Origin of the sequence: Haliscomenobacter sp. (genome assembly GCF_041740695.1) — a bacterium.
Lineage (GTDB): Bacteria > Bacteroidota > Bacteroidia > Chitinophagales > Saprospiraceae > Haliscomenobacter.
Genome location: NZ_JBGSLK010000023.1, coordinates 1 through 19,833, shown reverse-complemented (window position 1 = coordinate 19,833; position 19,833 = coordinate 1). Strand labels below are relative to the sequence as shown.

13 protein-coding genes are annotated in these 19,833 nt (G+C 45.9%); 6 read left to right on the top strand and 7 right to left on the bottom strand.

The window, feature by feature from the left end; translation table 11 throughout:
- Window positions 1-58: 58 nt before the first annotated feature.
- The 3 genes from ACEW9O_RS04840 to ACEW9O_RS04830 form a co-directional block, all read right to left on the bottom strand.
- Entirely contained in the window at window positions 59-2,389 is a 2,331-nt protein-coding gene (locus ACEW9O_RS04840; protein WP_373549002.1) for a choice-of-anchor Q domain-containing protein, read from the bottom strand.
- A 67-nt stretch (window positions 2,390-2,456) separates the two neighbouring features.
- The gene (locus ACEW9O_RS04835; protein WP_373549001.1) at window positions 2,457-3,935 is read right to left on the bottom strand and encodes a hypothetical protein; all 1,479 of its coding nucleotides are present in this window, start codon (window positions 3,933-3,935) and stop codon (window positions 2,457-2,459) included.
- A 16-nt stretch (window positions 3,936-3,951) separates the two neighbouring features.
- Window positions 3,952-4,827 carry a M43 family zinc metalloprotease gene (locus ACEW9O_RS04830; RefSeq protein ID WP_373549000.1) on the bottom strand — a complete coding sequence of 292 codons (876 nt, stop codon included), beginning with the start codon at window positions 4,825-4,827 and terminating at the stop codon, window positions 3,952-3,954.
- A gap of 204 nt (window positions 4,828-5,031) precedes the next feature.
- On the opposite strand from ACEW9O_RS04830, the gene ACEW9O_RS04825 reads away from it, so the two are divergent.
- Both ACEW9O_RS04825 and ACEW9O_RS04820 read left to right on the top strand, forming a co-directional pair.
- Window positions 5,032-6,387 carry an alpha-L-fucosidase gene (locus ACEW9O_RS04825; RefSeq protein WP_373548999.1) on the top strand — a complete coding sequence of 452 codons (1,356 nt, stop codon included), beginning with the start codon at window positions 5,032-5,034 and terminating at the stop codon, window positions 6,385-6,387.
- A gap of 318 nt (window positions 6,388-6,705) precedes the next feature.
- Window positions 6,706-7,602 carry an energy transducer TonB gene (locus ACEW9O_RS04820; protein WP_373548998.1) on the top strand — a complete coding sequence of 299 codons (897 nt, stop codon included), beginning with the start codon at window positions 6,706-6,708 and terminating at the stop codon, window positions 7,600-7,602.
- Window positions 7,603-7,703: 101 nt separating this feature from the next.
- Here the strand turns inward: ACEW9O_RS04820 and ACEW9O_RS04815 are convergent, their stop codons facing one another.
- The gene (locus tag ACEW9O_RS04815) at window positions 7,704-8,801 is read right to left on the bottom strand and encodes an amidohydrolase family protein (protein WP_373548997.1); all 1,098 of its coding nucleotides are present in this window, start codon (window positions 8,799-8,801) and stop codon (window positions 7,704-7,706) included.
- A gap of 237 nt (window positions 8,802-9,038) precedes the next feature.
- On the opposite strand from ACEW9O_RS04815, the gene ACEW9O_RS04810 reads away from it, so the two are divergent.
- From ACEW9O_RS04810 to uvrC, 3 genes are all read left to right on the top strand, one after another.
- Window positions 9,039-10,112 (top strand): TrkA family potassium uptake protein, encoded by a 1,074-nt coding sequence (locus ACEW9O_RS04810; RefSeq protein WP_373548996.1) that lies wholly within the window; start codon window positions 9,039-9,041, stop codon window positions 10,110-10,112.
- A 153-nt stretch (window positions 10,113-10,265) separates the two neighbouring features.
- Entirely contained in the window at window positions 10,266-11,648 is a 1,383-nt protein-coding gene (locus ACEW9O_RS04805) for an N-acetylmuramoyl-L-alanine amidase (RefSeq protein ID WP_373548995.1), read from the top strand.
- Entirely contained in the window at window positions 11,648-13,456 is a 1,809-nt protein-coding gene (gene uvrC / locus ACEW9O_RS04800) for an excinuclease ABC subunit UvrC (RefSeq protein ID WP_373548994.1), read from the top strand. Before ACEW9O_RS04805 ends, uvrC begins: the two co-directional genes overlap by 1 nt.
- Before the next feature lie 2 nt (window positions 13,457-13,458).
- Here uvrC and ACEW9O_RS04795 read toward each other — a convergent pair whose 3' ends face one another.
- Genes ACEW9O_RS04795 through ACEW9O_RS04785 form a run of 3 tightly spaced genes read right to left on the bottom strand, consistent with a single transcriptional unit; the run spans window position 13,459 to window position 16,250 of the window.
- Window positions 13,459-13,737, bottom strand: a complete 279-nt coding sequence (locus ACEW9O_RS04795; protein ID WP_373548993.1) for a hypothetical protein — start codon at window positions 13,735-13,737, stop codon at window positions 13,459-13,461.
- A complete protein-coding gene (locus ACEW9O_RS04790; protein WP_373548992.1) occupies window positions 13,734-15,020 on the bottom strand; it encodes an amidohydrolase family protein in 1,287 nt (428 codons plus the stop codon). Before ACEW9O_RS04790 ends, ACEW9O_RS04795 begins: the two co-directional genes overlap by 4 nt.
- 3 nt (window positions 15,021-15,023) lie before the next feature.
- On the bottom strand, window positions 15,024-16,250 hold the full coding sequence (locus ACEW9O_RS04785; RefSeq protein WP_373548991.1) for a Pycsar system effector family protein: 1,227 nt from the start codon (window positions 16,248-16,250) through the stop codon (window positions 15,024-15,026).
- Between the two features lie 310 nt (window positions 16,251-16,560).
- Between ACEW9O_RS04785 and ACEW9O_RS04780 the strand changes: the two genes are divergently transcribed.
- Complete coding sequence (locus tag ACEW9O_RS04780) at window positions 16,561-19,710, top strand: adenylate/guanylate cyclase domain-containing protein (protein ID WP_373548990.1); 3,150 nt, start codon at window positions 16,561-16,563, stop codon at window positions 19,708-19,710.
- Window positions 19,711-19,833 lie beyond the last annotated feature (123 nt).

Sequence of the window (19,833 nt, the reverse complement as noted above, 5' to 3'; positions counted from 1 at the left end):
TACTAGCGTTCAAAACATCCAATGCCTAGTAGCCTTGCCTGCAACTCACAGAAATAATTTATTGTGCAATCATCAATTTTGTATTCAATACATTCGCGTCTTTCCTCAAGGTAATGAGGTACATTCCCACTGGGAGTTCAAATTCTTGAGGAAAGTTCAATACCCCCTTTGCTTGCAACAAGTGATTTTGCCGAGCCAACACCTTTCCACTGAAATCTGAGATTTGTACGTCCCATTGTCCTGGGTGCAAATCTTCGTAATGCATGCTGATCTTTTGGCCTTTAGTTTGGGGGTTGGGTACACAATAAACACGTTCACGAACTTTAGCCAATTCGTTGATTGAGGTAGTAAATGGTACGGTGTACGTGTAAATTTTAAAACATCCCATTTGATCGCTGATGGTTAAGGTGTATTGCCCGGCAGCCAATTTGCTGCGAACTTTCACGGAATCACCATTTTCCCAACGAATACGATAAGGAGGGAACCCGCCACCGATTTGTTGAATATCGAGTTCACCAAGTGACATGTTGATTGGCGTACTACGCACTTGTACCTTAATGCGCAACGTATCATCAGGCGATAAAATGCTGGGGCTCTCGTACGCACCCAAGTCCACCTTACAATCCTGAACACGGGGCTGGCCCAATAGATCTAAAGCTGTCAACTCCGGATGCCACCGCCCTTTATTGATTGCCACTGAACCAGGGGCCAGCTTTAAGCCCTGTACACTAGAGCTATCAACAAATTTGGGGTATTGGCTAAAAATATTACCGATACCACAGCCTGTGGTATCGCTGGTAGAGGTACAAGCTGGTGCGCTGAAAAGGCAGTGATTAAAGGAGAAGTCTTCCAGGTTTGCCGCTGTGGTATTTTGAAGTGTAGCTGAAAGAGATGTTTGGTTATTGTAAAAAATAGTATTTTGAAGGTATACACTAATTTGAGAAACCGCTTCTCTGGCATTCCTCACGATTTCTCCTTGTTTGTTGCCAAAAAAAGTGGAATTTAAGATTTGGAGTTCAATTTTACCATCACTGTATTGACTAGCATAAATGACTGGCCCTGTATTTTTGTAAAAAAGGCTATTGTTGATGGTTGCTTTTATTGAATTCCCTTTTCCTGAATAATTGATAAAATTAATAATTCCGAATAATTTTCTACTTATACTGTTTTTATTAAACACACAGCGATTAATGTTACAATCAACCTTGCTCAACTTAGTGTTCTTTTCTATTTTAATTCCATTGGCACCCAAACTACTTGTGGCGGCATCAATTTTACAATCTTCTATATTTAATTTAATATACGCATCTATACCATTTACAGCAAGGGAAATAGCTCCTCCATCAGCAGGGCTCAAAATATTTGAAAATTTATTTTTGTGAATATTAATATTGTGCGGTGTCATTAATCCGGCAGCGGGATCGCCAAGCGCTACTATATCGATAACCCCGCCGCCAACTAATGATTCGGAGTCGAATTCACAGTCCTTTATAGTAATTGGATTGTTTGTACTCTCTATTCGTATAATCGAAGATCCAGAAGATTCGTTTTGGTTAGAAATACATTGTGTGAGCTCTATACCTCCAGAGAAAGTATGATGCATTACTGCTGCGAAAAATTGTGCCCTATTAAAGGCAAAGCGGCTTTTATCAACCGCTACTTTTGAGGAAGCATTATATATTTCCGAGTAAATAGCACCTCCCGATTCTGCTGCGTTTTCCTCAAAACTGCAATTCTCAATTTGCAAGTAGTTGCTGATTTTCAAGGCATTTTCCAGTATAGCTATCCCGCCACCATTGACAGCAAAATTATGCCTAAATATAGTGTTTTTTATGATTATTTTTGCCGCTTGTTTTCGGTCATTTATAATCAGGAGACCTGCACCTTTAGATTGTGGTATAGCAGAGTTAGGACTCTTAACATTAGCACGTCCCCCTTCTATTGCAATCCCGTCGATTATAGCTGAATCAGTATTTATTAAAGTGATTACATGAAAAGAGTTAAGTTGCGAATTTTCAGAACCACTAATTTTGCCCGAAAGAATAGTAGGGAAAAGGGGCCAATCTCTTTCATTAAAATTCTGCTCTATTCCTTTAAAACCGCCAAACAATTTGATCCCAGCAGGAATATTGAAAGATATAGTTCGGTCAGAGCTTGTAGTAGGAGTGTAAATACCTTGAGCTATCCACACAGAGTCTCCAAAGTTAGTCTTTTTTAAGGCCTCTTGTAAACTTAAAAATGCGGTCTTCCAACTCTGGCCGTCCGCTTCTGAACCAGCGGAGGACGTAGCTGCAACATAAATACGTTTACTTTTTACATCCTGAGTAAAACTTGAAGTCATAGATGAAACAAAAAAAAGAAAAACCAGTGAAAAAGTTTTATTGTTCATGGGATAATGGATTTATGACCATCTGGAGAGCAATATCTTCCAGATGGTCTTTATTTGGAAGATAAGATTAAAGCTTGAAAAACGTTCCGGAATAAAGTTTACTACCTAGAGATAAAGAGTAATAAATGACCCCAGCACTTAAGCCGCGTAGATCATCAATCAGCGTTATTTTATTGGCACCTGCATCAATAATTCGATTGAGCGATATCGATTTGCCAAAATTGTCACGTAGCATAATATCAACTTTTATTTTGGCCTGCACATTCACTTCAAAGTTGATCTCGCCATTGGTTGGGTTTGGAAAAACGTTGATCAATAAATCGTTTGTAGTATCTCCTTTTTTGATTTCTTGGGCAGATACCAACAAATCGAGGTTAAGCAAGCGGCCATTTTCATCGTAAAAGAGATTCTCCAGTGTTTGATCGTTCAATTGGAACACTTGGCTCAAATCACAAACCTTTGCTTGAGGTATAGCTATCATTCGAAATAAATCTTTCTTTTCATTTAGTTTTATTTTTTCATTTTTCTCAAAATCCAACCATACAGTTCTTAATTCGCCTTCTTTTAAATTTTTAACGTTGTAATTATCAAGGCTAAAAAAATTAGCATCTCCTCGATCTACTCCAGAAATTTTTAGCAGTTTGGGATCAAATTTCAACCCCATTTGATAAGCATAAATATTTCCATCCCCTTTTGCCGCAATACTAACAGAATAAGATTTACCTGATTCAAGACAATTAGATTCCATAGCCTGCAATCGGTATTTTTCAACAGTACGTAAATCTGGGAACCTTTCTTCACTCCTAAATGTGCTAGCGGAATTGACTACAGCCGAAAAATTAACATCACCCGATTTAATGGATTGGAATGAAAACGTGCTACTCTGGTTGATATTGGGGTTGGTCAGATTTATTTCTAAGTCATCAAAATAGGTTTTAGTTCCTCCAATTATTGCTTGGTTATAAGCTAAATACTCTCCAGCGCTCGTTGTCCAAATTGCAGAAAAAGGATCATTGTTAAATTCATTCAAAAAAACAGAGTTTTGGAGTGCAAAAGTAGGAACCATACGCCAAGATGGCACATCGGGAAAAGACGTGATTTGGTTTAAAATTAATTGCTGAATTTTTATTTGATCAGTATTCGAAATGACTCCATTGTTGTTAACATCTGCTGCAATCCAAGCGTAAGGCTTAGGTAAAATTTCTGTGCCAAGGACATGTTTTTGTACTTTTATTAGGTCCAAAGTTGAAACTCCGTTTAAAGCAGCAAAATTTCCAGATCCGTTTCGCGTAGGAGCGACCTTCGCTATTGTATTTTGAGGAAGAAAAATTCCTTTGTCAACTACATAAGCTCCCCCTGCTAGTGGAGTAGTGCTCGTCACCGGAGCTCCCCCGTTTTTAGAGAGTTGAACATCCATGCCTCCAAATTGGGATACATTGGTAACACTTCCAGTGGAAGATAAGACAGTACGATAAACATAAGCATTTTCCGCAGGAAAAGGTACGGCAGGAGGGTTTGTGCCTTGAATCAAAAAAGCCCTATACATATTAGTGGTTAGTTCATTATAAATTTTTTTGCAACTGATTAGGTGAAAAATGGTCTAACCCACAGTTTAAGAAATAAGACATTATGTTTTTTTTATCCGGTGCAAATGAATTAGTTAAATTATTGTTTGGAGGCATTATTCTTAAATCTCTAATTTCGCAAGGTGTTGAGGAACAATCAAAATTACAGTTGCCAGAACAGGTAAATATTGTATTTGGGCATCCTTCAAAAGAAACTGCATCTTGAGGAGTATCACAAATTTTATCTCCTTGTTCGCTACAATCTGTTTCAGGAAGGGTAAGATATGCAGTTCCATGAAATGTATGCAATAGATTGAAATAATGACCTAACTCATGAGAAAGTACAGAAGTATAATTGAGGTCACTTGTTGCTATAATGGTTAGTGCATTATTAATTGGAAATTCTGGGTCGGGATGGATAGCTCTACCTTTTACACCTGGTTCGGCAATATAATCATTAACAATATACACATTTATTGCATCGTCATCATGTATCGCATTATAAAGCGCCACTACATTTGTACCATTATTGTACAATGAACTTGACTCATGAAAAGTAAAAGCAGAAGGGTAGAAGCTGATATTGGCGGGAGCATAAACCGTATTGGCATAATTTATGGCGTCCCTGATTTGTTGAACAGGATTATACGGAAATACAATCTCATTAATGCCAGGTAATGCTCCATTTGATGTGATAATGTAAAAGTGAATCGGCAAACTGTAACTAGTTTGAAATGGCGAGGAGGAAGATACGGGGGAAGCAAATACATGAGAAACGGGAGGAGTTGTACCACAAGGACCTTGTGGGTATAGATTAATAGCATAAATTAAAAAAAATAAAAAACTTGAAAACTTGAAAACTTGAAATTTCATTTCAAAAGATTTAGTCGTTAGGAGGAATGTTATTATCGGCGCAAATATGCTACCATTTTTATTTGGCCTCCAAATTTATAATGTTAAATTGCTGACAATATTGGGTTATTTTTTCGATCCTGTTTTTTTACTGAAGCCTTCAAAGTCGATATTTTTAACTTTACTATCTTGGCGAGAACATCATAGCATGAAAATTCTATTTAGATGATAAACAAGTTTTTTTTGGCATTACTAATGCTTGCAACTACAGCGGCATCCGCCCAAAACCTGCCCAAACCCAGCCCGGCCCAGCTCGCCTGGCAACAACTGGAAACCACCGCTTTCCTGCATTTCACCGTCAATACCTACACCGACAAGGAATGGGGAGATGGTACCGAAAGCCCGAGTATTTTCAATCCCGTCAAATTTGACGCCAAACAATGGGTCAGTGCCCTCAAAGCTGGGGGCTTCAAAATGTGCATCATCACGGCCAAGCACCACGATGGCTTTTGCCTCTGGCCCTCCAAATACACCGATCATTCGGTCAAAAGCAGCCCCTGGAAAAACGGGCAAGGCGACATTGTAAAAGAAGTAGCTGACGCCTGCCGGGCGCAGGGACTCAAGTTTGGTTTTTACCTCTCGCCCTGGGATCAGCACGAAAAAAGTTACGGAACCAATCAATACAATGATTTTTACAAAAATCAATTACGCGAATTGCTAAGCAATTACGGTGTAGTGCACGAAGTGTGGTTTGACGGGGCCAGGGGGCCGAATGCCAAAGACATGGAGTACGACTTCCAGGGGTATTGGGCGATGGTTAAAGAGCTACAACCTCAGGCCGTCTGTTTTTCCGACGTAGGCCCAGGTGTACGCTGGGTCGGCAACGAATCGGGCAATGCGGGCGAAACCTGCTGGTCGCCCATCATCACCATGGGTATGGCACCCGGCGTGGCGGATTCCAAATACCTGAACACTGGCGATGAAAAAGGTACCGAATGGATTCCTGCGGAGACGGATGTGTCCATTCGCCCAGGTTGGTTTTATCACCCCAAGGAAGACGACAAGGTGCGCTCGCCCCAAAATCTGGTGAACCTGTATTACCAATCCGTTGGCCGCAATAGCCTCTTGCTCCTCAATGTGCCACCTAACCGTGAAGGCCTGCTGTGCCCGCAGGACGTAGCTGCCATTAAGGAATTCCGCAGCATCCTGAACGAGACCTTCAAAAGCAACCTCGCCAAATCCGGCAAAAACAAAAAACTGGCCGACAACAAACTCAGCACCTGGATCAGCGCCCCGGAAAAAACGGCCATCGAAATCAACTTGTCCAAAGCCGCTACTTTCGACCGTTTCATGGTGCAAGAAAACATCGCCGAAGGCCAACGCATCGCCGAAGCCCAACTGGAATATTGGGATGGTTCCAACTGGAAACTGATCAAAAACTTCACCACCATCGGCTACAAACGGCTGCTGCGTTTTGATCCCGTTACTGCCTCCAAACTACGCCTCACTGTGCTGCACGCCCTCGCCCCTGCCCAGATTGCGGAAGTAGGGGTGTACAAAGCGTCGACTAAAGAAGAGTGAAGAGTGAAGAGTGAAAAATGAAAAATGAAAAATGAAAAATTAGAAGGACATTTCTAACCCTCCAAATTTATAAGCATCAAATAATGGTAAACAGTTGAAAAACAACTGGTGTACCTGCTTTTCACTTTTCACTATTCACTTTTCACTTTTTTTAGTTCCCGCCCACCATTTTCCCACCCACCTGCATCTACCAAGTAGTTTTTATTACATCATCTTTTTCCACAACAAAGCCAATTAGCCACTCAGGTAATTGCTTCGGCGGCGCCCCGAAGCAATCCTGAGCGGATTTTGTAAAAATCAAAAAAAATGATGACTCGCATGAATGCAACTGACCCAATGCACGGGACTCAGGAGGGAGGAAATGTGCAAGCTAGAGGAGCAATAAGTGTATTTCCCGGCACCAGTCCCCTGTTTCAACTGTCTTGGCTGCGCGAAGTATTTCGGTACCGCAACCAGGAGTACGGCGCGTATTACCTTCGTCAACAATATCCACGCAACATGATGTGGGGTGGGTTGTTGTCGATCAGCTTGATTGGATTGTTATATGGAGGTTCTTTGTTGGCCCAGGCACTGCAGGAAAAAATGATTTCGATGCGGGAGTATACTATGCCCAACATGGTAACTCCGCCACCGCCAGTAAAAGAAGAAACCCCACCGCCACCACCAGTGACTCCGCCGCCGCCGCCAGCTCGGCCCACGATTATTTTTGTGGTGCCCAAAGTATTGGATGACAATCAAGTTCCGGAAGAATATGAACCACCAACGCAAGCAGATTTAGTGGATAAAAACCCAGGCACGGTGACTTCTGCTGGCGACCCAAATGGAGTAGATTATATTCCTGAGGAAACGCCAATTGAACCGCTTCCCCCACCAATAGTCGTAGAGGGGGAAAAAGAGATCAAAGAAAGCATACCCTTTGTTTTTGTTGAACAAATGCCTGCTTTTCGGGGCGTTTTACAAAAATACCTCGCAGAGCAATTGGAGTACCCTACCATCGCCAAAGAAAATGGAATACAAGGTATTGTCGTAATTCAGTTCGTGGTAAATGAAGAGGGAAAAATTACCAATCCGTTTATTGCCAAAGACATCGGTGGTGGCTGTGGGGAAGAGGCGCTTCGGGTAGTGCGTTCCATGCCCGAATGGCTCGCCGGGAAACAAAGGGGGGTACCAGTAAAAGTGCAGATGAATTTGCCAGTGAAGTTTAAGTTAGAATAGTTCTAGGGTTCCAGCGTTCCTAGGTTCCAAAGTTCCATCCGGCACTTCGACTTCGCTCAGTGACCAGATGGAACTTTGGAACCTAGGAACGCTGGAACCTTTTATTGTTTCTCAAACGCTTTCCGCTGCAAGCCTGGAATAATTCGCAGCGCATTTTCATAATACACCTTCTTCAAAATTTTATCCGGCAGGGCCATGCCGTACATCCGCCAAAAAGCGTGGTAACGCTTGTGATAGGGAAAATATTCGTCCGCAGTTTCCAGCACCCGGAAATAAGTCGGATACTCTTCGGGGTGATAAGCATCTTTTCCAAACAACACCCGATTTTGGTACTTCTCAAAAAACGCCGCTGAGGCCCGGGGTTGGCGACCCAGTTCCGCGATGATCGCCCCACACTCCACATACATATTGGGATACATGTCGAGCAACTGGCCTAGTTTGGTCAGGTCGTTGGCGTACCAACCGAAGTGGGCGTTGATGAAGGTAGTTTTTGGATTTTTTTTGAATACGTTGTGTTGTTGCTTGATGAGCGTATCAAATGGTGCAGGAGTGGTATCCGTACGTTTGCGACCGGGATTGAGTTTGAGTTCCAACCAACGTTCGTTGGTTTCGTCCACTGGTTCCCAGAACTGCTTGGGGTCGGCGGTGTGGATGAGTACGGGGATGCCCAGTTCACCACATTTGGCCCAAACGGGGTCGATCCGGGGATCGTCGATGTGGATGTAATTGCCCTGGCTGTCTTTTTCGGACAGGCCCAAACTTTTAAAAATCTTTAAACCTTTCGCACCATTTTTAACGTCAAATTCAATTTGTTTGACGGCATTGCTGGTCCAGTCGGGCTCGTCGATGCCTCTAAAGCTCAGGTTGGTAAACACCGCAATCCGGTGTTCCAGGTTGTACTTTTTGACGTTGTCGGTGATGGCCTTGAGGGCTGCACCACCCCGCCCGCTCAGGTTCATACAAATGCCCATGTTGAGCGAATCCATTTCGCGAACCAGTATGGTCAAGTCCTGGGTGGCCATGTTCCAATGGTGGCTGTGCACGTCCAGGAATGGGAATTTGGAGCGGGTAATTTTGTGCTCAGGTACGACCAAGGATGACGGTGGATCGTATTTTTCAAAATCCATAGTTTGGGTCTGGGCCGATGCTGCCAGTGGCAGGAAGGCCATAAAAAAACACAGGTAAAACAAATGCTTCATTGATGTCGTATTACTCAGGTGTGAAAATGTATGGTTGAGAAGGTTGAGGGAGGTTGAGAAGGTTGAGGCTACCGCAGCGACTTGGACAAGGTCTTTGTCAAAAACGCTCGCGGCAGCCTCAACCTCCCTCAACCTTCTAAACTTTCTCAATCAAGACTACAAAATAATCCCGAACTTTTTGGCACTAATATTCTGCCATTTTTTTACATTACTGGAGTATTTAATCCAAACAAACCCATGGCATTTTTGAATCGTGCTGTCAACAACCACAAATGGATTTCCTGGAAACTGAATCCCATTCCCGGTACCATCCTCGATTTCAACCTCGCCATTGCCATTTTTTTCATCGATCTGTTGATTGGGATTACCGGGTTTATGTGGCTGGAGCAGTTTGAATTCATTGACGCCTTTTACCAAACAGTGATAACCATCTCTACGGTTGGCTTTACCGAGGTAAAAAAGCTGGATGATACCGGAAAAATTTTCGTTTCAGTCTATATTTTATTCAACATTGGGGTGTTTGCCTACATTTTATCGGTTATTTCCTACTATGTCATTCAAGGAGAAATTTTTAAAACCATGCACCTGAATCAAGTTAAAAAATCCATTGAGCAACTGTCCAACCACGTGATTGTTTGTGGCTATGGCAAATACGGCCGGGAGATTACCCAACATTTTTTGCAGCAAAAAATCCCTTTTGTCATCATCGACATCAACCCCGAGCGGATTGCAGCCATCCAGGGGGCTGCGCAGGAAATTTTGTACATCGAAGACGATGCTACGCACGATGAGGCTCTGGTAGCAGCAGGAATTTCTCGCGCTCGGTCACTGATCGCCGCTTTGCCCGAAGATTCCGACAATGTATTCATCGTACTAACTGCCCGACAGCTCAATCCGCAGCTCGACATCATCAGCCGGGCCAAAGACCCCAAGTCGCAAAAAAAACTCATGCTGGCTGGTGCCAACCACGTGGTGATGCCTGAACAAATTGGGGGTTTCTACATGGCCACCCTGGTGTCCAAACCAGGAGCGGTAGAGTTTTTTTCCTTCATCACCAATGAGCACAGTTCAGATATTGGATTTGAAGAATTGGCTTATGAAAATGCCCCGGCTAAGTGTCGGGGGCTTACCTTAAGTGAGCTGAGAATTCGGCCAAATACGGGGGCCAACGTCATCGGCTTTCGGGATGCTACCGGGTATTACCACATCAATCCGTCCGCAGATGCCACTCTCCTTCCCAATACCAGCTTTATTGTTTTGGGCGACAAAAGGCAGTTGAATAAATTGAAAGAATACTTGCAGGAGTTTTAACTTTGGGCGATAAAAAAATAAGTGTTCATTTTGTCAAAGAAATAGATGAGTAAACGGTTCATTTTAAGTGCCTTATCTATTCCTTTGGCTTAGGGAAAATGAACACTTATTTTTGCCCCACTACTTTGGTTTTTCCTAAAAAATAGCCTAACCATGAAAAAAACCCTTCTCCTTTCCCTCCTTTTGTGCGGTTTATTTCCATTTTGGAGCACTGCACAAGAAACCAGCCCTAACCGCAAAAAAATAACCATTACGGCCGAACAAGTCCAAAGCACGGTAGCCGGCGAATCCTCGCTACGCAATGCCCAAACCATTTCCACCCTCAAACCCCTCAAGATCAAATTTGCCGATCGGGTAGAAAACTTCTTCACGCTGGCACTCAACTGGCCGAAAACCATCAGCGCCAACACAAACCTGAGTTTTGAATACCGTGAAAAAAAACGCAACAAATGGAGCGAATGGAAAGCTTTACCCGTTGATCGGCACGGAGAAGAAGAATCCAGTGTAGAAGCTACCGAAATGAAACAATTGGAAGCGCGGGTAAAAAGTATTCAACTCCGGGTGCTGCAACCAGCGGGCCAAGCTTTGCCCGAAGGCATCCAAATCAATTTGTTCAATCCGGTTTTACCCCAAAATTCGGGTTCTGCTTCACTGATTGTAAAACCAGGCAACCTTGGTCCAGTGTTGCCCGAATTGCGCTCTTGCCCCTGCCCTTTGCCCCAAATGGTCGGACGAGATACCTGGGGTGCACCCAGCCCTTGCCCATCGCCGGGTTATGCTGCCGTTACGCACCTGGTGGTGCACCATTCCGCCGGGGTGAACACTTCCAACAACTGGGCGCAAGTCGTGTTGAGCATCTGGGATTTTCACGTGAATACCCGCTTGTATTGCGACGTAGCTTACAACTACCTCATCGACCCCAATGGCGTGTTGTACGAAGGCCGAGGTGGTGGCAACAACGTCATTGGCGCCCACTTTTGCGCCACCAATACGGGTACCATGGGAGTGTGCCTACTCGGTAACTTTCAAGAAGTGGAACCTACTGACGCGATGTTGAATACCCTGGCCAATGTACTGGCCTGGAAAAGTTGCAACTCAAATCTTGATCCTTTGACCAAATCCATCCATGCCCGGAGTACCCTGGATTTGAACCACGTTTGTGGCCACCGCGACGGTTGTGCGACCGAATGCCCCGGCAGCAATGTGTACAGCAAGCTGGCCAGTGTACGTGCCAAAGTGGTCAGCAACATTCAGGCTTGTAACTTTACCGTTGGCATCGATGACCCCAAAGGTTCAGACTACCACATCGACATCATCCCCAACCCCGCCCAGCAGAGCTTTCGCCTGCAAGTGAGTAACGGCCTGCGCATTACCCAACTGGAGCTGTACAACCTGATGGGGCAGCGCATGGGCGGCGTACAGTTTGATGCCAGCACCTTGCAGGTCAATTGTGGGAACCTGCCGCGGGGTGCATATGTTGTAAGAGTACTCGATGCGCAAAATCGGATCAGTGCCCGGCAAATTGTATTGCAATAATGACGACTGAAGACTTCAAAAAAATCTCTGCTACCGTCCCCAAAGATCCAGGGGTTTATCGCTTCATCAACGATGAGGACATCATTTTATACGTCGGCAAGGCCAAAAACCTGAAAAACCGCCTGACGAGTTATTTCGGAGAACGAAAGGATCGCCTCTTTCGCACCCGCTTGATGGTCAAAAATGCCAGCCGCATCGAATTCACGATCGTCGAAACCGAAACCGATGCCCTCCTGCTCGAAAGCGCTTTTATCAAAGAGCACCAGCCACGCTACAACGTGATGCTCAAAGACGATAAGTCATACACCTATATTTGTATCAAAAAAGAACATTTCCCCAGGGTGTTTTTCACCCGCCGGGTCATTCGGGATGGATCTACTTATTTTGGTCCTTACACCAACAAGGGACGGGTGCAAATCATTTGGGATTTGTTGCGCCAATTGTTTCCCCTGCGTACCTGCCAACTCAATTTGGCCCCCGAAAACATTGCCGCCGGTAAGTTCAAGGTGTGCCTGGAATACCACATCAAAAACTGCCAGGGCCCCTGCGAAGACCACGAGGATGAGTCGAGCTACAATGCCAAAATTGAACAAATCAAAAACATCCTCAAGGGAAATTTTGGAGCCGTGATCCAACACTTCAAGGGTTTGATGCACCAATACGCTGAGCGAATGGAGTTTGAAAAAGCCCAAGACATCAAGGAGAAATTGACGGCTTTTGAAGATTATCAGGCGAAAAGTACCGTGGTCAGTTCCAGCATCCGGGATGTGGATGTGTTTTCGATTGCGAGTGATGAAAAAGAGGCCTACGTCAATTACCTGCGGGTGGTCAACGGGGTGATCATTCATACCCACATGCAGGAATTGGTCGTAAACATGGAGGAGGAAGAGGCAGATTTATTGGCGTACGCCATTCCGCTAATTCGCGAGCGTTTCAACAGCATTGCACCGGAGTTGATCCTGCCTTTTGAGGTGCAGGTAACCGATAAAAACCTGATGGTAACGGTGCCCAAAATTGGTGAAAAACGCAAACTCCTCGAGCTTTCCCTCAAAAATGTACAATACTACCGCGCCCAGAAAAAACGTGATGAAGCCACCAAAACCAAACGCCAGACGCCCGCCGAACGCATCCTGCGCACCCTCAAGGCCGACTTGCAAATGAACGAACTGCCGATGCATATCGAGTGTTTTGACAACTCGAACATCCAGGGCAGCAACCCGGTTTCTTCTTGCGTGGTGTTCAAAAACGCTAAACCTTCCAAACAGGATTACCGCCATTTCAAAGTCAAAACCGTAATCGGCCCCAATGATTTTGACACCATGAAAGAGGTGGTGTTCCGCCGCTATCGCCGCCTCCTGGAGGAAAACCAGTCTTTGCCCCAATTGGTCATCATCGACGGTGGCAAAGGCCAACTAAGTGCAGCGATGGAAAGCATCAATAAATTGGGCCTGGCCGGCAGAATGACCATTGTGGGCATTGCCAAACGATTGGAAGAGATTTTTTTTCCCGGTGATTCAGTGCCACTGTACATCAACAAAAAATCGGAATCGCTCAAGTTGATCCAACAGGCCCGCAACGAGGCGCACCGTTTTGCGATTACTTTTCACCGCGACCAGCGCTCCAAAAATTTCATCGATACCGAACTGAACAACATTCCGGGCATAGGGGAAAAAACGGCTCAAAAGCTGCTGACGCACTTTGGGTCAGTAAGAAAAGTGCGTGAGGCATTGGCTTCGGAGTTGATTGAGGTGCTGGGCATGGCGAAGGCGAAGGTGGTGAAGGCGTATTTTGATAAGGAAGGGGAGTAACATCACCCCACCCAATACAAAAATCCCCCCAACACCAACATCGTCACGCAGCCCAACAACGCAATCGCCGCCAGTGGCCGCTTGAGCGCAAAAGTGCTCAGCACATACACAATGACGATGCTGAGGCCAAAACCCCAGGAAAGATTGACCAGCAAAAACGCCTCTTTGGACGAGGCTGGAAAATGTGGATTAGCGCCAGCCATGCGCACGGCCATGGAAACAGAAGCCAGGATGCCAGCGGTGTACAACAAGCGCTTGATCCACAAGTTGCTATTGTTCATTTGTTCTTGTTTTCAACAACTATAATTCCCCCTTTCATGACCAGTCGGATTTTGCGCAAATCGCTGATGTTTTGATCGGGGCGACCATCTACGATCAACAGGTCGGCCAACAGACCAGGGCGGATGGCTCCTAATTCGGCCGACAGCCCAAACACTTTTGCATTGGTGGAAGTGGCCGATTTTAAAACCTCCAAAGGCTTCATACCATAATCCACCATCATTTCCAGTTCACGGGCATTGTCGCCATGGGTAAATACACCCACATCACCTCCTGCCAGAATGGTTACGCCCTCATCCAGCGCCTGTTTGAAACTTTTGCGTTTTTGCACGATGCGCTCTGGCTCTGGATCAATGCCCTTGCGCCAGCCCCGATACTGCAAAATCGCATCTCCCGCTGCTAAAGTAGGGCATAGTGAAACGCCTTTTTCCGCCATTAGTTTAAAAACTTCGGGTGTACCCGCGTCGCCATGTTCTATGCTTACCACTCCGGCCAGGGCAGCTCGGCGCATGCCTTCCTCGGTGCCCGCGTGCGCAACGACGCTACGCCCACTGCTGGCAGCCGTTTTGACCATCAATTGTAATTCTTCGAGGGAAAAAGTAGCTCGGGCTTCCCCACGTAGCCCCCAGCGGTAGTCGGCGTAGACCTTGACCACGTCAGCACCCTTGCCCATTTGTTCGCGGACTACCTTGATGAGGTTGTCGTGCCCATCGGCCTCCTCGGCGCCCAAAGGCACATCCACATGGGGCGCAAAACCCTTGGGCCCGTAACTCCCGGTCGCAACAATGGCTGGGCCCGCCACCAACATCCGTGGGCCAGGGATGATGCCTTTTTCAATGGCTTGTTTCAAACCCACATCGGCGTAACCAGCCCCTTCCGAGCCCAGGTCACGTACGGTGGTAAAGCCTGCTTCGAGTGTTTTGCGCGCATGCACGGTTGCCCGTACTACCCGCTCTGCCTCGGATTCCACCAATACCTGATCATTCCAGGACGTTTCATTGTAAGGATGCAACAACAGATGGGAATGGCCTTCGATGAGTCCCGGTAAAAGGGTAGTACCCGGCAATTCCAAACGCCGAGTATTGGCTGGAGCCTTAATTGAAGCAATTGGACCTGCCGCACTAATTTTGTCTTTTTCAATCAAAACCACCCAGGATTCCTGCATCACTTGGCCGTCAAAAACCCGGTCGGGAATGAGCAAAAGAGGCGAGCTGCTTTGACTGCTGAGTAAAAAACTCCAAGCCAGACTAAAAACCAGAACAAAAAGCTGAATTTTCCCTTTCATAAATCAACTACGGTAACGATTGATCCAGAGTGCGAGGCCAAAAGCAATGACGACCAGGATCAAACCAAACATAAAGATGCTGTAACAGATGCGGAGAAAGCGGTATTTTTGGGCGAGTACCTTTCCTAAAAAATAGATGTCGCGGGTCATGGAGCCGTATAAAAAATCGCGGTCTTGGATCATTTCCTTCATGCCCCAATCAAAGTCTTCCAGCTTCATGTTGTAAAAGTTGCCAAAAAACAGCAGGTTGGTTTGTTTTTTGGCAATGTCCTCGCGGGTGAATTCTCCTTTGGTGATTTTTGGCCGGGTGGACAAAATGGCAAAAACCAAAGCACTCAAACAAACCGCCAACAGCAAAAAAGTCGGCAAAATCAATTCTGGATGGGTATTAAAATTGGGAATCAAACTTGAAATCGCGATCGACATGATGATGGCATTGATACTGAGCATGATGTTCGCCTTGTTGTCGGCAATGGCGCTCAGGTTCAAGTGCGTTCGATAGGTGTTGCGATACATGGTTTCGACACCTCGGCCCAGGTTGAGTTCTTTCAGCTCTTTTTGAGTTTTTTTCTTTTGTTTTTTCCACTTGCGCTCCTCTTCACTGCCTTCTGAAGGCACGATGCGCTGTTGGTATTTTTTGAGTTGTTTGATGTTTTTGAACTTGCCATTGTCGAAGTACTGACGGCCCAACTCGGTATGGTAATGGTGGCTGGTGATGAAATCCAGTTCATTTTGGACCCATTCCTCTTCGTTCATGAAGCTTTGCCGGGTCATGAGCAGTTCCTGACGCACCCTGCTACAACGATCCCAGTACAATTCCGATCCCAGGTGGCTATAATCTGAATCGCGGATGATTTCTTCCAAGAGATTGCGTGGCTGGAACTTGATTTGGGTGGCTTCAATCAGGTGCTCCACCCTTTGGATGTTTTGTTCGGTGTAAGCATGTGATTCCAAAAAGCGCCGGGCATTGATTTGTCCCCGTGCTTCGTGACCAGCAGCCCCTTGATCGTAACCAGTATCATGAAACCAGGCTGCGATAATCAACACTTCGGTATCATTGCTGGATAGGGCATAACCAGTCCCCAAACGCTGCGCTGCCTCAATCACATCGCAGGTATGTTGAAAATTATGGTAGAAGTATTTCTCGTCGATGTGATCGCGAAAATACTGTTTGACGTATTTTTCGGCAGCCGAAGTCAGATTTTGTGGCGGAGATTGAGTGGTTTCCATATAATAGAGCTTCCTCCGACCAAAGTAGGATATTTTTGGGAAAAAAGAAAGGATCGGACTTTAGTAGTGGGGCAAAAATAAGTGTTCATTTTTCCTGAGCCAAAGGATTAGATGAGACACTTAAAATGAAACGTTTACTCATCTAGTCCTTTGGCAAAATGAACACTCATTTTTTCTCGCCCCTTAGCTTGTTGTTTAATTTATTTGCCCTTTTTAGACATATTGATAAAAAGCTTATGCCCAAAACTTCGTTACTAGAAAAAATCCTTAGTTTGGCAACTATTGAGTTAATTTGATGATGAAACATTGTATGCGCCTTGTATTGTGGGGATGGATGATTTGTTGCGGTGTGGCCAGTGGTTCACTCATCGCCCAATCCGCTCAATACCAGTTCAAAGTATACAACCTCGAAGATGGACTTAGCCACCGTGATGTGTTCAAAATTGCTCAAGACAACAGCGGATTCATTTGGGTGGCCACCATGGATGGCCTCAACCGCTTTGATGGCTACGAGTTTGAACGCTACAGCAGCCGCAAAGACAGCAAACGCTCACTACCTCTGGATGCCATTTCAGACATGACCATTGGCCGGAGCAATGAACTTTGGTTGGCGGGGCAAAATCATGTGAGTGCCTTTTACACCGAGTTTCACCAAATCCAGACCCATCACCTGCACCAACATACCGAAGACAAGACCCATTCGGCCAGTAAAACTTCCCTCACGCCACACAATCTCTTTCACGATACCCAAGGCGCACTGTGGATGGCCGCCTTGGAAGATAAAACGGGCCAGGTATCGCTACAACGACTGGATGAATACGGCAAGCTGCACAAGGTGGCCGACTTAAAGGGCAAATCCCCCCGGCGCCCCATCATCCAATTCAATGGCTACATTTTTGTAGGTGCCCAAAACAATGAATTGTGGTTGTTGTCGCCCCAAACGGGCAACAAAGAAAAAGTCATCACGCTGCCTGGTCCGGCTACCGAAAGCAATCGGGCAGTACATCTGCATGCCACGGGTGGGCGCTTGTGGATTTTGACGGCTACGGGCAAGGTGTATACCCTCAGCAACCCGGAGGCTGCCCTCGAATTGCATGCCATCAATCAATATATTCCCCAAGGTGGTTTGTACAATTCCATGCTGATCGACCCCCTGGGCAACATTTGGCTGGCGGGGCAGGGCAAACTCTGGCACTTCATCACCCAAAGCAATGTGCTGGAAAACTACGATGAACGAGTGCGCTTTTTGCTCAAATCCATGCCCAATTACCGCCAGGTTTTTCGGGATCAATCGGGGGTGATCTGGGTGGCCAGTGACTATGGAGTGATCAAAATTGTGGAATCGGAAAAACTCTTTACCCAGTATTTGAGTGGGGGAAATGAAGACTGCCGGGATTTGCAATGTAGCATTCGAGGCATGGCGGAGGATGAGGAAGGCCGCATTTATTTGTCTTACTACAACGCTATTCACGTATTGGATCCACGCTCTAACGCTTTGCGTCCACTTTTTCCTTACCACAATTTTTCCAATTTGCCCTTTGGTTTGGTTTACCATCAGGGGCATTTGTATACGGGTAATGGTTGGAAAATCAACCCCAAAACCCTAAAACAAAGCAAACTTTTTGCCGATGCTGATCGAGAAATCGGGGGCGTAGTAGCCGTTGGAAGTAGAGGTATGATCTGGTTCGGCTACGGCGCTAATCTGTACCAGTACGATCCTAAAAAGCAAAAACTACAACGTTACCGGGGTAATCAAGGCGCCTGGACCGACCGCTTAGGCGAAATCAGTTTTTTGCACCCTGGGCGAACTCCAGACATTTTATGGGTTGGAACAATGGATCAGGGCCTCTATCAATTGAACCTCAAAACCGGAAAACGAAAGCATTTTTACACTGGCAAAGGCAGCCCGGTGGAGGTGTACCCTCGCCGCATCAATTGCATTTACGAGGATCGGCGGGGAGTGTTGTGGGTTGGAACCGATAAGGGCCTGCAAAAAATCAATTTTAAAACTGCCCAAAGCACCAACTACAATCGGCGATCGGGTTTGTCCAACGACATCGTTACCGCCATTTTACCGGAAGGAGATTCCTGCCTGTGGATCAGTACTTACCTGGGCCTGAACCGCTTGAGCATCAAACGGGAGCAATTTTTGCCCTTTATGGAACAAGATGGTTTGTCCAACAACGAATTCAACCGCATTGCGGCCTTAAGAACCAGCAATGGCCGATTGTATTTCGGTGGTTTGGACGGGGTAAATGCCTTTTTTCCAGGGCCACAGTTTTGGCGTAAAGAAAGCAAAGCTTACGAGGCCCCGATGCTTTTTACCAAATTCACCCATTATAGTGGGGATCGGGATACCATTTTCACCCGGACCGCCGGGATCAACAAACAACGTTCGGTGTTTTTGCGCAACCGCGACCGCTATTTTACCCTGAGCTTTGCGGTAGCCAATTACCGCGAACCCAACCAGAACCGCTTTGCCTACATGCTGGAAAACTATGAAGGGAACTGGACCCCTTTCGACAACGAACACATGGTGATGTACAGCAACATCCCCGCTGGGAATTATGTGTTTAAGGTCAAAGCCATCACGGCGGGCAGCCTGAACAAGGCCAGCCAAATGGAAATCGAAATGATCATTGAGCAGGCTTTTTACAAATCCTGGACTTTTATCATCACCTGTGTCGTCTTGTTTTTTGGAGGACTTTATGCCTTTGTGCGCTACCGCATCTACACCATCCGCAAACGGGAAAAAGCCCTGGAACGATTGGTCAGGATGCGCACTAGCGAATTGGAGGATGAAAAGCACAAATCGGATCAACTGCTGCTCAATATTTTACCCGCCGAAACCGCCGAAGAACTCAAAACCAAAGGCAAAGCCAGCGCCCGCCGCTACGATAATGTAACGGTCATGTTCACCGATTTTAAAGGTTTTTCCAGCATTGCGGAGCAAATGGAGCCAGAGCAGCTCGTTGAAGAAATTGACTACTGTTTTCGGGCCTTTGACGCCATCATCGACCGCTATGGTTTGGAAAAAATCAAAACCATCGGAGATGCTTACATGTGTATGGAAGAAGGTATTGACAGCAGTCCAAGGGAAAGTGTCAGCCGGGTGGTGAAGGCAGCGCTTGACATACAACAGTTTTTAAACGAAACAGCCATCCAGCGCCGCGAACAAAACCTGCCCGCATTTGAAGCACGGATTGGCATCCATACCGGTCCGGTAGTGGCCGGAGTGGTGGGCACCAAAAAATTCGCTTACGACATTTGGGGCGATACCGTCAATATTGCTTCTCGGATGGAGTCAGAAGGGGCAGCCGGAAAGGTCAATGTATCGGAAACGTCATACCGTTTGTTGAATGGCGAGTTCAGTGGGGAACTACATGGGCAATTTAAGGACCGGAATAAGGATAGGATTGATATGTATTTTGTGACGTTGCGGGAAAACACTAAAGCGTAACATATAGTGAACAAAAGCCCCCAAGGTGACAATGAGCGACATTTTTAAAGCACAAAGGCCACAAAGAAGGGCACAAAGATCACAAAGTTGTCAACGTCTAACTTTGTGATCTTTGTGCCCTTC

Coding starts and splice junctions, on each gene's coding strand:
- ACEW9O_RS04840 (WP_373549002.1), bottom strand. CDS start 2,389: ATGAACAATAAAACTTTTTCACTGGTTTTTCTTTTTTTTGTTTCATCT.
- ACEW9O_RS04835 (WP_373549001.1), bottom strand. CDS start 3,935: ATGTATAGGGCTTTTTTGATTCAAGGCACAAACCCTCCTGCCGTACCT.
- ACEW9O_RS04830 (WP_373549000.1), bottom strand. CDS start 4,827: ATGAAATTTCAAGTTTTCAAGTTTTCAAGTTTTTTATTTTTTTTAATT.
- ACEW9O_RS04825 (WP_373548999.1), top strand. CDS start 5,032: ATGATAAACAAGTTTTTTTTGGCATTACTAATGCTTGCAACTACAGCG.
- ACEW9O_RS04820 (WP_373548998.1), top strand. CDS start 6,706: ATGAATGCAACTGACCCAATGCACGGGACTCAGGAGGGAGGAAATGTG.
- ACEW9O_RS04815 (WP_373548997.1), bottom strand. CDS start 8,801: ATGAAGCATTTGTTTTACCTGTGTTTTTTTATGGCCTTCCTGCCACTG.
- ACEW9O_RS04810 (WP_373548996.1), top strand. CDS start 9,039: ATGGCATTTTTGAATCGTGCTGTCAACAACCACAAATGGATTTCCTGG.
- ACEW9O_RS04805 (WP_373548995.1), top strand. CDS start 10,266: ATGAAAAAAACCCTTCTCCTTTCCCTCCTTTTGTGCGGTTTATTTCCA.
- uvrC (WP_373548994.1), top strand. CDS start 11,648: ATGACGACTGAAGACTTCAAAAAAATCTCTGCTACCGTCCCCAAAGAT.
- ACEW9O_RS04795 (WP_373548993.1), bottom strand. CDS start 13,737: ATGAACAATAGCAACTTGTGGATCAAGCGCTTGTTGTACACCGCTGGC.
- ACEW9O_RS04790 (WP_373548992.1), bottom strand. CDS start 15,020: ATGAAAGGGAAAATTCAGCTTTTTGTTCTGGTTTTTAGTCTGGCTTGG.
- ACEW9O_RS04785 (WP_373548991.1), bottom strand. CDS start 16,250: ATGGAAACCACTCAATCTCCGCCACAAAATCTGACTTCGGCTGCCGAA.
- ACEW9O_RS04780 (WP_373548990.1), top strand. CDS start 16,561: ATGCGCCTTGTATTGTGGGGATGGATGATTTGTTGCGGTGTGGCCAGT.